The organism is Vibrio sp. MED222 (assembly GCF_000153005.1).
GTDB lineage: Bacteria > Pseudomonadota > Gammaproteobacteria > Enterobacterales > Vibrionaceae > Vibrio > Vibrio tasmaniensis_A.
On record NZ_CH902609.1, the window covers coordinates 189,276 to 203,257 of the forward strand.

The 13,982-nt window shown below is 45.0% G+C and carries 12 protein-coding genes; 3 read left to right on the forward strand and 9 right to left on the reverse strand.

Features of this window, described 5'->3' with window-relative positions:
- Window positions 1–202: 202 nt before the first annotated feature.
- Window positions 203–769, reverse strand: coding sequence for an elongation factor P (efp, locus tag MED222_RS06265; RefSeq protein ID WP_009847919.1), 567 nt, complete (start codon window positions 767–769; stop codon window positions 203–205).
- Window positions 770–802: 33 nt separating this feature from the next.
- Between efp and epmB the strand changes: the two genes are divergently transcribed.
- Both epmB and MED222_RS06255 read left to right on the forward strand, forming a co-directional pair.
- A complete protein-coding gene (gene epmB, locus MED222_RS06260; RefSeq protein WP_009847920.1) occupies window positions 803–1,825 on the forward strand; it encodes an EF-P beta-lysylation protein EpmB in 1,023 nt (340 codons plus the stop codon).
- Window positions 1,826–1,968: 143 nt separating this feature from the next.
- Window positions 1,969–2,457: an MgtC/SapB family protein gene (locus MED222_RS06255; RefSeq protein ID WP_009847921.1), complete on the forward strand. Its 489-nt coding sequence runs from the start codon at window positions 1,969–1,971 to the stop codon at window positions 2,455–2,457.
- Between the two features lie 127 nt (window positions 2,458–2,584).
- Here MED222_RS06255 and MED222_RS06250 read toward each other — a convergent pair whose 3' ends face one another.
- From MED222_RS06250 to MED222_RS06235, 4 genes are all read right to left on the reverse strand, one after another.
- On the reverse strand, window positions 2,585–4,018 hold the full coding sequence (locus MED222_RS06250) for a sensor domain-containing diguanylate cyclase (protein WP_083784137.1): 1,434 nt from the start codon (window positions 4,016–4,018) through the stop codon (window positions 2,585–2,587).
- Window positions 4,019–4,291: 273 nt separating this feature from the next.
- The gene (locus MED222_RS06245; protein ID WP_009847923.1) at window positions 4,292–4,849 is read right to left on the reverse strand and encodes a VC2662 family protein; all 558 of its coding nucleotides are present in this window, start codon (window positions 4,847–4,849) and stop codon (window positions 4,292–4,294) included.
- Window positions 4,850–5,189: 340 nt separating this feature from the next.
- Window positions 5,190–6,836, reverse strand: coding sequence for a chaperonin GroEL (gene groL, locus MED222_RS06240; RefSeq protein WP_009847924.1), 1,647 nt, complete (start codon window positions 6,834–6,836; stop codon window positions 5,190–5,192).
- Between the two features lie 52 nt (window positions 6,837–6,888).
- Window positions 6,889–7,179: a co-chaperone GroES gene (locus MED222_RS06235; RefSeq protein WP_004733324.1), complete on the reverse strand. Its 291-nt coding sequence runs from the start codon at window positions 7,177–7,179 to the stop codon at window positions 6,889–6,891.
- A gap of 215 nt (window positions 7,180–7,394) precedes the next feature.
- Between MED222_RS06235 and MED222_RS06230 the strand changes: the two genes are divergently transcribed.
- Entirely contained in the window at window positions 7,395–8,729 is a 1,335-nt protein-coding gene (locus MED222_RS06230) for an MATE family efflux transporter (RefSeq protein WP_009847925.1), read from the forward strand.
- 241 nt (window positions 8,730–8,970) lie between these two features.
- Here the strand turns inward: MED222_RS06230 and gpmM are convergent, their stop codons facing one another.
- The 4 genes from gpmM to cysC all read right to left on the reverse strand — a co-directional run bounded on the left by gpmM (window position 8,971) and on the right by cysC (window position 13,982).
- Window positions 8,971–10,503, reverse strand: a complete 1,533-nt coding sequence (gpmM, locus tag MED222_RS06225) for a 2,3-bisphosphoglycerate-independent phosphoglycerate mutase (RefSeq protein WP_009847926.1) — start codon at window positions 10,501–10,503, stop codon at window positions 8,971–8,973.
- A gap of 321 nt (window positions 10,504–10,824) precedes the next feature.
- Window positions 10,825–12,231 (reverse strand): sulfate adenylyltransferase subunit CysN, encoded by a 1,407-nt coding sequence (gene cysN, locus MED222_RS06220; protein WP_009847927.1) that lies wholly within the window; start codon window positions 12,229–12,231, stop codon window positions 10,825–10,827.
- A gap of 141 nt (window positions 12,232–12,372) precedes the next feature.
- Window positions 12,373–13,335: a hypothetical protein gene (locus MED222_RS06215; RefSeq protein WP_009847928.1), complete on the reverse strand. Its 963-nt coding sequence runs from the start codon at window positions 13,333–13,335 to the stop codon at window positions 12,373–12,375.
- Entirely contained in the window at window positions 13,335–13,982 is a 648-nt protein-coding gene (cysC, locus tag MED222_RS06210; protein WP_009847929.1) for an adenylyl-sulfate kinase, read from the reverse strand. The genes MED222_RS06215 and cysC overlap by 1 nt, the downstream gene beginning before the upstream one ends.

Here is a 13,982-nt window from a genome sequence, read left to right on the forward strand (position 1 = left end):
ATTCGGGTAACTGAGATTCGAAGAGTTTAAGAACGAAAATACTAGAAGCAGAACAGGATTATCTTGTTCTGCTTTTTTGTTACTTGTCGAATCTCGTTTACTCGAATCTGCTCTTCTCCGATCGCCAGATACAAAAAAGGCCGCTCATAAGCGACCTTTTCTATTTCACTGAGCCACCTTAAACAAGATGGACACAATCAAATTACTTCACACGACCAACGTATTCGCCAGTACGAGTATCAACTTTAACAACTTCACCGATAGCGATGAATAGAGGAACACGAACTACCGCGCCTGTTGCTAGAGTTGCAGGTTTACCACCCGTACCCTGTGTATCGCCTTTAAGGCCAGGATCAGTTTCAGTTACTTCGATCTCAACAAAGTTTGGCGGAGTAACAGTGATAGGGTTATCATTCCACAACGTTAGAGTACAAACGTCATTTTCAACTAACCATTTTGCTGAATCAGCGACTGCTTTTACGTCTGCTGCGATTTGCTCAAATGTTTCGTTGTTCATGAAGTGGTAGAATTCGCCGTCGTTGTATAGGTAGCCTAGTTCAACGTCAACAACATCTGCAAGCTCGAAGCTTTCGCCTGACTTGAATGTTTTCTCTAACACTTTGCCTGACAGCAGTTTACGAAGTTTTACACGGTTAAACGCTTGGCCTTTACCTGGCTTAACGTATTCATTGTCGATAATTGCGCAAGGCTCGTTATCTAACATGAATTTTAAACCGCCTTTGAATTCATTGGTGCTTACTGACGCCATGATTTTCTCTTCCACATCTTTGAGTTAATTTCAATGCCGCATATCATAACCCGAAAAGTCGAATCTGTTGAGCAAAACTGGCTCAAACAACTATCGAATGCGATCTCTGACCCGACAAAACTGCTTGAAGCATTGGAAATAGACCCAACACCGTGGCAAAAAGGATTCGCAGCACGTGAGCTGTTTTCACTTCGAGTTCCTCTTAGCTTTGTTGAGCGAATGGAAAAAGGCAATCCACACGACCCTTTGCTAAGACAAGTTTTACCGCTAAGTGAAGAGTTTGATGTGCACCAAGGCTATTCTGCTGACCCCTTAGAAGAGCAAGAAAACGCGATTCCGGGACTACTACACAAATACAAAAGCCGCGCGCTAATGATCGTGAAAGGTGGCTGCGCGATTAACTGCCGTTACTGCTTTCGCCGTCATTTCCCTTATCAAGATAACAAAGGATCTAAGTCTGTTTGGCAAACTAGCCTCGATTATGTGGCTCAACATCCCGAGATCAACGAGGTGATCTTGTCTGGCGGCGATCCTCTTATGGCCAAAGACAGCGAACTAGAGTGGCTGATCAATGCTATCGAACAAATTCCACATGTGAAAACCGTTCGAATTCACAGCCGATTACCTGTCGTGATTCCGGCGCGAGTGACTGATGAACTATGCCAAACATTAGCTAACACTCGTCTTAAAGTAGTCATGGTTAGCCATATTAATCATGCCAATGAAATCAACTTAGAGCTCAAGCAGGCCTTCCATAAGCTGAAGCAAACTGGTGCGACTCTGCTCAACCAAGGCGTAATGCTAAAAGGCGTAAATAACAGCGCTAGCTCATTGAAAAAATTAAGTGAAAAGCTATTCGACGCCGGTATTTTACCTTACTACATGCATGTACTTGATAAAGTTCAGGGAGCTGCTCATTTCTATATCTCCGATGAAGAAGCGAAACACCACTTTAAGGGATTAATCTCTGAGGTTTCTGGCTATCTAGTACCTAAGTTAACCCGTGAAATTGGCGGACGCAGTAGCAAAACACCACTCGACCTAAACATTGAATAACGAGCGAGCTTCAAAAAGCGACTAAGCTTATCTGTAACGACAACACGTTGCTAAATGCACCTTCACGACAAAAATTTTTTGTTCGATCGTCCGGTCTATTATTAGCATACTCGGCTCTATTCTAAATTCTTAGGAGGGGTGATATGTCACAATTTATAGAACAAGCTCTCAACCTTGCCCCCTTTAGCTGGGCAGGCCTCGCAGCATGCATGTTGTGTGGTTCTTTAATCGGAATCGAAAGGCAAACACGCGGTAAACCCGTCGGGATCCGGACATCGATCCTTATCATTAGCGGTACTTACTTCTTCCTCACCATGGCGATTAGCCTATCCCCCAACACTCTCGATCAAGCTCGTGTACTTGGTCAGATAATTACGGGGGTTGGATTCCTTGGTGCTGGGGTAATGATGACATTGGATGGAAAGATTCATGGTGTAACGTCAGCGGCGATTATCTGGGTACTCGCTGCATTAGGTATGATGATCGCACTTGGCCACCTTTCGCAGTCGGTTATTATCACGCTAATGGCGCTAGTGATTCTGCTTGGGGTAGACAAGGTAGAAAACAGCTTCCAGAGCTTACGCCGTGGTGTTCACCAGAAGTGGATGAGAAAAGTCCGCGTGAAGAAGTAACACCTCGTCGGAAGACACTTGGCCTTATCTGCATTTTATTCTTAGCTACTGTTTCATCTTAAGGGTCTTTTTCCTTAGATAAAAAAGAGCCTAGCAAACGACTAGGCTCTAAACTGCAGTTCACAGATTAATGTACGTGAATAGACACTTGATTCTTGCCTGCGGCCTTCGCCTTATAAAGCTGCTCATCTGATGAACGAATACTCTGGTTTTCCCACAAGTGTCCAATGCTGTCGAACTTGAACAGAGAGTAAAGCGTCGCTCCCCCAGAGACTGATATATTAATCTTGTCACCGGTCGCGCATCGATAACTTTGTAAACTAATGTCATTTTGAATTCGTTCAAAGATCGATGAAAGTAATTCGGATGATTCGCCCGTAATCGCGACAACAAACTCTTCACCACCAAATCTCGCCACGATATCTTTCTGCCTAACGCTGTTCAGCATTAACTGAGCAACATGGCAAATCACCTCATCTCCCACCTTATGACCATACTGATCATTCACCACTTTGAAATCATCGATATCAAATACGCCAACACCAATAATTGGCTCCTCATTTTGGTTCAGCAACCGAGCTTCAAAACCACGCCGATTATATAAACCAGTCAATGGGTCGAGCATCGCTAAATTCTTCAATCGCTTGTGCTCTTGCTTGGTATAAAACCGCCACAACCATAGTGCTGAGATAAAGTACAAAGCTAACAAAATCAGTAATTGAACCCGCTCCAGTTCCAGCAAATGTAAAAAATGCTCACTCTTTCCTTCTTCAATAGTCAGGTATAACTCAGTATTAATTCCATCGACGTACAAAGGTCGTGAATAGGTAAAGTCCAACAGCCCATATTTGTTTACTCCTCTTGCGCTCGTCACCTTGTATCCATGAACGGGATTAGAGACGAGATTAGAGACGTAACCATCAACACCGAGTACTCCTTTAAACTCACCATCAACATAGATACCTTTGGTTAAGGTCACTACCTTCTTCCCTGTTAGGTAGTCATCGTATTGGCCGGTATACACCACTTGATCTTGACCCTGAGCTAAGCCAAAACGAATCGTATTCACCCAATAAGGGCGACTATTGACGACTGAATCAAAGGTGTCACCTTTAATGTAACGGGCGAAATCGGAAGGCGACGATATAATAAATTTATCTTTGGAGATAAAGTAAATCGCAGAGATGGTATCAATGGTATTCGCAAAGTAAGCCATGGTGGGTGCGATAAACATGCGCCTACCAGCTTCTAAATGAAGATCCGACTTTAGATCGCACATCTCACTTGGGCCAGAGAACATAAAATCAAATCTAGGGGCAGCTTGCTCTTCACTAATGAAGTAACACGTATCACCTTCGACCTTTTGCTCATGTGAGAATACGTAGGCATCCCCATGCAGCGGATAAAGTGCGGTAATATTATATTCAAGAGCATTAATAATCTGTGTAAGCTCCGCTAAAGAGCGTGTCACGCCTTGGTTTTCAATTCCATACTGCTTTTCTGACTCTTCCGCTGAATCAACAAGTAACAAGCTAAAAACCACTAAAAAGCTGGCGGTCAGACTTAAGAAAGCCTTTTTAAAATCGACGGTATGGGGATTAATCAAAGCATGTAAGTCATCGTTGAAAATTTAGCGCACATTGTACCCACAAGTGAGAACATCGCAACAAGAGTATAAAACAACATGCTTACAGTAACGTTTAAGGAGTGAGATAGCAGATGTAAAATAACGCCTAAACATAGAAGTAAAGGCGTTGATAGGTTCAATCATGGATAGCTTTAAGCCTTGGTAAGAACGTCGCTCACCAATATTGAAACCAGCGCGGCTACCGTCTTACTTAGCGAAATTCACAATTGGGAAGCACGGGAAAAAACCATTGTCAGCACAGTTGATCAGGCCAATCTGTACACCTTCAATTTTATTGGTTTTGTTGAAGATACCAACCTGAACCGTCGACACCTCTGAAAGGTTCGCAGCGCCAACATCCACCATAGTGTTCCCTTCAGAATAGTTTACGAAACTCACGTTCGCGCCTTTTACATCATTAGTAATGTTAACAGCACCTAGGTTAACACCTGTTGTTTTACCTGTGTTCCAGTTAAAGAAACCTAGTGAAGCACCTGTCATTTCTTGGTTTACTTTTGATGCACCAAAAATACCAAGGTTCACACCTGTTGTGGTTTGCGTCTCAGACATACCAACAACTGCAAGGTCGACACCTTTAAGGTCATTGACTTGCCCGTGAAGCAGAGCCAGACGTACACCGCCAACCGCATCTGAATCCGGAGCGTTGAAACCATTGATCGTTGAAAACATAACAGGCGAAGAAGCAAATGCTGCCGGTGCCATTACCGCTGCAGATACAGCAAGTACTGAAAGTAATTTTTTCATTGGGGAGTCTCCACTGACTTATTGTTGACTTGATTAATCTATATTCAATCAAGTATTTATTGTCCTTCACTCAACAGCTATCCATGTTAAATCAATGTCATAACTGTACCATTGAATATAAGACCCAAAATCATAAAGAGCAATATTGAGCGGAGGATATCATGAGAGGCAAGAGTAACCATCGGCAGTCAGGTTTCTATAAGTAGACGATAAAGATTCCCTATCACGCTCGTGCCTCGCTGTCGGGAGTGACGATTTCAAAGCATAAAAAAACGGAGACCGAAGTCTCCGTTTTCTAAAGCTTATGTATGACTTTCTCTGTTACGAGAAAGGGGGATGATTACATCATGCCGCCCATGCCCCCCATACCGCCCATGCCACCCATATCAGGCATTGCAGGGCCAGAATCTTGTGGCTTATCAGTGATCATCGCTTCTGTTGTGATCATAAGACCAGCAACGGATGCTGCGAACTGAAGTGCAGAACGAGTTACCTTAGTTGGATCTAGGATACCCATTGTAATCATGTCGCCGTATTCGCCAGTAGCCGCGTTGTAACCGTAGTTACCTTCGCCAGCACGAACATTGTTAGCAACAACAGACTCTTCATCACCTGCGTTCTTAGTGATTTGACGAATAGGCGCTTCCATTGCACGTAGTGCAACACGGATACCTACGTTTTGCTCTTCGTTGTCGCCTTCAAGGCCAGCAACTTTAGATGCAGCGCGGATAAGTGCAACACCACCACCAGCAACCACACCTTCTTCAACAGCAGCGCGAGTTGCGTGAAGTGCATCTTCTACGCGGTCTTTCTTCTCTTTCATCTCAACTTCAGTTGCAGCGCCTACTTTGATTACTGCAACACCGCCAGCTAGCTTAGCTACGCGCTCTTGAAGTTTTTCTTTATCGTAGTCAGACGTTGCATCTTCGATTTGTTGACGAATTTGAGAAACGCGACCTTTGATCATCACTTCATCGCCCGCACCATCAATGATAGTTGAGTTTTCTTTGGTGATAGTAATGCGCTTAGCTTGACCTAGGTCTTCTAGCGTTACTTTTTCAAGGTCTAGGCCAATCTCTTCAGAGATAACCGTGCCGCCCGTTAGGATTGCGATGTCTTGCAGCATAGATTTACGACGGTCGCCGAAACCAGGTGCTTTAACTGCAGCCACTTTAACGATGCCGCGCATGTTGTTCACAACAAGAGTTGCTAGTGCTTCGCCTTCTACATCTTCAGCGATGATAAGAAGTGGACGAGATGCCTTAGCAACTGCTTCTAGAGTCGGAAGAAGTTCACGGATGTTCGACACTTTCTTGTCGATTAGAAGAATGAATGGGCTTTCAAGATCAACAGAACCGGCTTCTTGGTTGTTGATGAAGTAAGGAGATAGGTAACCGCGGTCGAACTGCATACCTTCAACTACGTCTAGCTCGTCTTGCAGAGCCTGACCTTCTTCAACCGTGATAACGCCATCACGACCTACTTTTTCCATCGCTTCAGCAATGATGTTACCCACTGTCGAATCAGAGTTCGCAGAGATAGTACCTACTTGCGCGATAGCTTTCGTGTCTGAACAAGGAACAGAAAGGTTCTTCAGCTCTTCAACAGCTGCGATAACCGCTTTGTCGATGCCGCGCTTAAGATCCATTGGGTTCATGCCAGCAGCAACGGCTTTTAGGCCTTCAGCAATAATAGACTGAGCCAATACTGTTGCTGTCGTTGTTCCATCGCCCGCCGCGTCATTCGCTTGCGAAGCCACTTCTTTAACCATTTGTGCGCCCATGTTTTGGAACTTGTCTTCAAGTTCGATTTCACGTGCAACTGAAACACCATCTTTCGTGATCGTTGGTGCGCCAAATGATTTGTCTAGAACAACGTTACGGCCTTTAGGACCTAGCGTTACTTTTACTGCGTCAGCCAGAACGTTTACACCTTCTAGCATTTTAATACGTGCGTCGTTACCAAATTTAACGTCTTTAGCAGCCATCTTAATTTCCTTTAAAATTCTTTATTCAGTCAGTTCAGTTTGATGGGTCGGATTACTCAACGATCGCCATGATGTCGTTTTCAGACATGATCAGAACTTCTTTGCCGTCGATCTTTTCAGTTTTAGTGCCGTAGCCTTCAGAGAAGATAACGGTATCGCCAACTTTAACGTCCAATGGTTGTACTGAACCATTTTCTAGAATGCGGCCTTTACCAACAGCTAGAATAGTACCGCGCGTTGATTTTTCAGCGGCAGAACCTGTTAGAACGATGCCACCAGCAGATTTAGATTCAACTTCTTGGCGCTCAACGATAACTCGGTCGTGTAGAGGACGGATATTCATCGGTCGTATCTCCTGATAATTTCCATTTAATATGATAGTTGCCACGATTGGCATGGGGTTAAAGAGTATGTTGGGGCGATGTGGAAGAACCCAAGGGGGGAAAGAAAAAATTGTGATCGAAAGAGCAGATTCTCACCCCTCATCTTTCCTTGCTTTTCGTTTACTCGTATCCCACATCTGTTTATCCTACGGTTTTAGTTCCAACGGCGTTTTACATGCAAGATAAGCATGGGCTTCTCACGGCCCCGATAGCACAGACTCTACGCACCATGACCATACCGACTATCTTCGGCATGGTGGCGATCTTGATGTTTAACCTTGTCGATACTTTCTTTATCTCATTGCTCGGCACACAAGCACTCGCAGCGGTGAGCTTTACCTTCCCAGTCACCTTCGCCATAAACTGCATTACCATGGGCATAGGCATTGGCTTGTCGACATGTATTGGAAGATTACTTGGCCAAGGTTGCGCGCAAAATGCAGCTCGCTTTACTTGTCACGGTTTATTACTTGCGGTGCTTCTTGTTGGTTTTGCATCAACTCTGGGGCTTGTAACACTTGAACCCATGTTTGCCTTATTGGGGGCAGAACCCGAGTTACTGCCACTGATATCCGAGTACATGTCGGTTTGGTATTTAGCGATACCGCTGCTTGTTATTCCTATGGCAGGCAACAGCGCAATACGAGCCAGTGGCGACACCAAAACACCCGCCAAGATTATGATGCTGGCCGGCCTTATTAACGGCATTCTCGACCCGCTGCTGATCTTCGGTTACGGTCCTTTCCCAGAGCTAGGGATTCAGGGCGCAGCCATTGCCAGTGGCTTCAGTTGGTTTGGTGCGTTATGTGGTTCACTGTATGTGTTATCCATACGAGCAAAACTGCTTGCTCCGCCCAAACTAAAAAGCATCATCGATGACTGGAAACAGATCTTAACCATCGGCACACCCGCTGCTCTTTCTAATGCTCTGAACCCACTTGCTGGCGCCATAATCATGATGATGTTAGCCAAACAAGGAACAGAAGCAGTGGCAGCTTACGGAGCTGCCCAGCGTATTGAATCAATTTTGATCATCGTGTTGATGTCTTTAACTTCTGCCCTCACGCCTTTCATGGCACAGAACTTTGGCGCTGATAATCCACAGCGTAGTTTCAAAGCTCTGTTCTTAAGCATGCGCTTTGCGGTGATGTTCCAAGGTTTGATTTTCTTAATGATGGTGCCATTGAGCATCCCTTTAGCCGCCCTATTTTCTCAAGAAGAGTCTGTGCGAGGCATCTTGTGGCATTACTTGTTAGTTGTCCCCTTTAGCTATGGATTCCAAGGCATTGTAATGATGCTGATCAGCGCGATGAATGCCATGCATCAACCACTCAAAGCCTTTCAATGGAGCTTCATGCGCCTGTTCGTATTTACATTGCCGTTTGCTTGGATAGGCAGCCAAATTGATGGCGTCGAAGGGTTGTTTATCGGCTTAGCATTAGGGAACATCATGGGGGGTATTTCAGGGTATTTGTTTGCGCTTCGTGTGAGAGCTCAAGCTAGCAAATAACTCTCTGTTATTGCCTACAGCGAGGGACGAGCGTGATAGGGAATCTCTCTTTATGTATGACAAGCTATACTAAACATAAGATTCCAGATATTTCGTTCCTCAATTCTGGAATGACGGGATAAGAAGGTAACGAGTAAACGATAATCTATTCCTCAAACTCCAGATACAAAAAAACGGCTACACTCACGCGCAGCCGTTCTAGTATTCAATGAAAGTTAAAACTATTTATCTAAAACAGTAACTACTTAACGATCACGTCACCTGACATTTCAACTGGGATATCAATACCAGACAGAGAAAGCATCGTTGGTGCAAGATCAGACAGTTTACCGCCTTCTTTGAACTCAACGTCTTTACTACCTACGTAGATAAGTGGCACTGGTAGGTTAGTGTGTGCAGTGTGGATGCCGCCCGTTTCTGGGTTTACCATCATTTCCGCGTTACCGTGGTCAGCGGTGATAAGCAGTTGGCCATCGGCTTCTTTGATTGCTTCAACCACTTTGCCAAGACATTCGTCTAGCGACTCTACCGCTTTAACCGCTGCATCGTAAACGCCAGTGTGGCCAACCATGTCACAGTTAGGGAAGTTACACACGATAGCGTCGTATTTGCCGCCTTTGATTGCTGCAACTAGCTTTTCAGTTAGCTCTGGCGCGCTCATTTCTGGTTGCAGGTCGTACGTTGCTACTTTTGGAGAAGCAACAAGCTGACGCTCTTCGCCTTCAAACTCGTCTTCTTTGCCGCCGTTGAAGAAGAACGTCACGTGCGCGTATTTCTCTGTTTCAGAGATACGTAGCTGCGTTTTGCCTTCTTTCGATAGCCATTCACCGTAGGTGTTCTCTAGAGAAGCCGGTGGGAATGCACATAGAAGAGGAATATCTGCTGCGTATTGAGTTAGCATCACGAAATCGATCGCTGGGAATGCGTTACGAGCAAAACCATCGAAATCAGGAACGAATGCACGTGTGATTTCACGAGCACGGTCAGCACGGTAGTTCATGAAGATAACCGCATCGCCATCAACGATAGCGGCAGACTCTTCGCCTTCCGCTTTAATTTCAGTCGCTTTCACGAACTCATCGTTTTCGTCACGAGCGTAAGCCGCTTCTAGGCCAGCTACTGCAGTGTCGAATGTGAACTCTGCTTTTGCTTGAGTCAGCAGGTCGTAAGATTCTTGAACGCGATCCCAGTTGTTATCACGGTCCATTGCGTAGTAACGACCAATAAGCGAAGCAACACGACCTTTACCTAGCTTAGCGAATAGCTCTTGGAAACGTGCAAGTGTGTTTTCTGCGCTACGTGGCGGTGTATCACGACCGTCTAGGAATGCGTGTAGGTAAATTTTCTCTGCGCCACGCTCTGCTGCCATTTCAACAGCTGCATAGATGTGATCTTCATGAGAGTGAACGCCACCTGGAGACATAAGGCCCATGATGTGCACTGCTTTATCAGCTTTCACCGCTTTATCAACCGCATTCACTAGCGCTTCAGTTTGGCCGAACTCTCCATCTGAAATTGACTTAGTAATACGAGTAAGATCTTGATATACCACACGACCCGCACCGATGTTGGTGTGACCCACTTCAGAGTTACCCATTTGGCCATCAGGTAGGCCTACATCTAAGCCAGAAGCCGAGATTAGCGTGTTAGGTTGGTTAGCAATAAGACCGTCTAATACAGGTGTATTAGCGTTCGCGATAGCGTTGTCTTGGTTGTCTTCACGGTAACCGTAACCGTCAAGGATCACTAGAGCCATTGGCTTCTTAGCTGACATAGGACTGACCTCGTTCAATTCAAAATAAATCGGTATAAAAACAAATTAGCGTAATTTTACTACAGTTTACAGTCAAAACTGTAGCGGAAGATCAAGAAACGTCGCAGGTAGGATGATCGGATATGAAAAAAAGCGTCACTTAATGAATAAAGTCAGCGACATGATATCGCTGATAACTTACAGGTGCAGTGCAATTAAGGCACGAATCTAGATTACTAATAGGTTGAAATCACACCACAAGTGATACGTCACACCCTATCTCCGCACCTTTGCCTAAGAACATAATGACCAAGTACTGTGCGATACTGCAGCCTGATGAGGTTAGATCTCTGCACACCCCCACTCTGGGAAGTGCTTGCGCACGTAGGTATTCAAGTCTTTTTCTGATGAAGAGTAGACACGGCCTTCTTCTTTTTCATCCGATACCGATTCAACCATACCCGCACCTACTGTCACATTATTATGACGGTCAATCACAATGAATGACCCAGTTTGTGGTAGTGTTTGGTAAGTATCAACAGCAATTTTGTCCGTCAATACAATCTCAGACAAAGCAATCTCGTTAAGGTCTAACGTTTCACTCTCTTTGGCGTGCTGTTTTAATGTATTGACATCAATTTTATGAGGGATGCCAGTCACTTTACCAACACAAGATTTGGTCGCAAACTTAAAGATGTACTCTTTATGCGTACGCATTGGGTTCTCACCCATCCATACGATATGAGCATTGACCTTATTGGTGACTTTTGGCTCATGACCGTTGTGCACCAGCATATCACCCCGTGACACATCAATCTCATCTTCAAGAATTAACGTGATCGCTTGACCAGGACGTGCGGTATCCAGATCACCATCAAAGGTATAAATCGACTTTACTCGAGAGCTCTTACCTGATGGCAGCGCTGTCACTTCATCGCCCACTTGCACCAAACCAGACGCAAGCGTGCCACAGAAACCACGGAAGTTTAGATTAGGGCGATTCACGTATTGCACTGGAAAGCGCATATGTTCGAGGTCTTTATCTTGGTCAATTTTGACGGTTTCAAGCAGCTTCATCAGCGTTGCACCTGGATACCAATCCATCACCTCACTTGATTTCACCACGTTGTCTCCGTTCAGGGCTGAAATCGGCACAAAACGGATATCATCGATGTTGAAGTTCTTTGCCATTTCACGGTAATCAGCCTTAATCTTCTGATACACCTCTTGACTATAGTCCATCAAGTCCATTTTATTGACAGCGACAATGATGTGCTTAATACCCAACAAGCTACAGATATAGCTGTGACGGCGGGTTTGTGTCTGAATACCGTAACGAGCATCAACCATTACAATCGCTAACTCACAAGTAGAAGCGCCCGTCACCATATTACGCGTGTACTGCTCGTGTCCTGGAGTATCAGCGATGATGAACTTGCGCTTATCCGTTGAAAAGTAGCGGTATGCTACATCAATCGTAATACCTTGCTCTCGTTCTGACTGCAGACCATCCACCAAAAGCGCCAGATCAAAATCACCATCGGTGGTGTTAAATTTCTGAGAGTCTTTCTCAATCGCTGCCATTTGGTCTTCGTAAATCAACTTTGAATCATAAAGCAGACGACCAATCAATGTCGACTTACCATCATCAACGTTACCGCAAGTGAGGAAGCGCAATAAATCTTTGTTTTCATGAACTTTCAGATATGCTTCGATATCCGTTGCGATAAGCTCTGAGCTGTGAGACATATCGTTCTCCTAATCTTCTTTTCAGGCTTCAATGCCCTGTATAATTGGGTTGTCTACTCGAATGCTTTGCACTCTAGAGTATGGGAGCCTTAGCTCCACATCGCAGAAAGTGACTGTGTACCTTCTGCAATTACATTTCATTTAATGAGCGTAATACGCTGACAACGTGTTGATGAAATTTTGCTTGTCATCGAGCGTTAACGCGTTAATGCCTGCGGCTGCTTTACGGCCACCACCTGTGGCAAACGACGAGCAGATATCATCGGCCCCAACACGGTGGTTTAATGGTGCACGTACGCTCACCGTGTAATCTTGCTCGCTCGCGTTTAGCGTTAATACTGCATGCGCTAAGTCAGGGCTTTGATTTGCAAGCTCGTTTCCAAACACACCACTAATGCGCCTTGCCCAAGCTTCACACGGTAGCTCAAACACTTTACATTGGGTATCCGAGTAAGTTGGCGTGATGCTCAACACTTGGTTACGGTCTAGCTCGTAGCCTTTCTTCAGTGTGTGATACGGCGAGTTATCGTCATCGAGTAGCGATAGCGGATCGACGTAGCCAATGAGTTGCAAATAGAGCGCTGCTGGCTCTATGTGTAAATCGCTCAGCGTTGCACCATAACCGTTATAGTTAATCAAAGTACCTAACTCTTTTAAGAACTCGATCTCTGATTCGCTCAGGCCAATCTCTTGTGCCAACTTCTGGGCAGAAGAAAATAGGTTATCACCAAATGCCGCAGCCACAGCCCACTTAGCGTGTTTACCGCCTAGCCGTTGGTTAATCAATAAACTGGTGCAGATTTCCGCATCAAGATTGATTAATACGTCAAGGTTTTCAGATTTTGGGATATCGCCACTACGATGATGGTCGCAGTAGAAAACTTTGACGTTGTTGCGTAGCAGTGCTGCAAGATCTGGTAAATTCTTCTCCATGGATATATCCAGCACCGTCACTGATCTGGCGTTGTCGATATCCACTTGTTTTAACAATTTGATGTCGCGCTTCACACCGGTAGTCAAAGTGGACTCTTTTGGCTCAGCGAATCGCAATTGCAGTAGTGCAATGATTCCATCTGCATCACCATTAAATACGTCATAATGCATTAATACTGCCCTCCTAACTGCAAGTAACCTTTTTTCTCAAGTTCAGCTACGACAAAATCCGCGCAAGCTTCAATAGATAGCTCTGCAGTATGCAGATGGATTTCAGGATTCACCGGTGCTTGGTATTCTGAGTCGATGCCTGTGAAGTGTTTAATCTCACCGGCACGTGCTTTCTTGTAGAGCCCTTTAGGGTCGCGTGCTTCACACACCTCTAGCGGGGTATCGACAAACACTTCAAGAAATTCACCTTCAGTTACCAATTCACGCACTTGTTGGCGATCAGAAATAAACGGTGAGATAAACGCAGTTAACACAATATTGCCCGCATCAACAAACAGCTTAGCTACCTCACCGATGCGGCGGATATTTTCAATGCGGTCTGAATCTGAAAAACCTAAATCTTGATTGAGGCCATGACGCACATTATCGCCATCAAGCAGATAACTGTGCTTGCCCATTTGCAGCAGTTTACTTTCAACGGCATTTGCGACGGTGGATTTACCAGAACCACTTAAACCTGTGAACCAAAGTATGACTGGATTTTGCCCTTTTTGAGCCACACGATCTTGATGGGTCACTGTTGAGTTATGCCACACGACATCGTCACTCACCGAGTCATTATTTTTACGTTGGTATGGAGTCGTCAT

What these genes read in the sequence shown, in the direction of transcription:
- efp (WP_009847919.1), bottom strand. Translation starts at nt 769, where the DNA reads ATGGCGTCAGTAAGCACCAATGAATTCAAAGGCGGTTTAAAATTCATG.
- gpmM (WP_009847926.1), bottom strand. Translation starts at nt 10,503, where the DNA reads ATGTCAGCTAAGAAGCCAATGGCTCTAGTGATCCTTGACGGTTACGGT.
- groL (WP_009847924.1), bottom strand. Translation starts at nt 6,836, where the DNA reads ATGGCTGCTAAAGACGTTAAATTTGGTAACGACGCACGTATTAAAATG.
- MED222_RS06245 (WP_009847923.1), bottom strand. Translation starts at nt 4,849, where the DNA reads ATGAAAAAATTACTTTCAGTACTTGCTGTATCTGCAGCGGTAATGGCA.
- MED222_RS06255 (WP_009847921.1), top strand. Translation starts at nt 1,969, where the DNA reads ATGTCACAATTTATAGAACAAGCTCTCAACCTTGCCCCCTTTAGCTGG.
- MED222_RS06235 (WP_004733324.1), bottom strand. Translation starts at nt 7,179, where the DNA reads ATGAATATCCGTCCTCTACACGACCGAGTTATCGTTGAGCGCCAAGAA.
- MED222_RS06215 (WP_009847928.1), bottom strand. Translation starts at nt 13,335, where the DNA reads ATGCATTATGACGTATTTAATGGTGATGCAGATGGAATCATTGCACTA.
- cysC (WP_009847929.1), bottom strand. Translation starts at nt 13,982, where the DNA reads ATGACGACTCCATACCAACGTAAAAATAATGACTCGGTGAGTGACGAT.
- cysN (WP_009847927.1), bottom strand. Translation starts at nt 12,231, where the DNA reads ATGTCTCACAGCTCAGAGCTTATCGCAACGGATATCGAAGCATATCTG.
- epmB (WP_009847920.1), top strand. Translation starts at nt 803, where the DNA reads ATGCCGCATATCATAACCCGAAAAGTCGAATCTGTTGAGCAAAACTGG.
- MED222_RS06230 (WP_009847925.1), top strand. Translation starts at nt 7,395, where the DNA reads ATGCAAGATAAGCATGGGCTTCTCACGGCCCCGATAGCACAGACTCTA.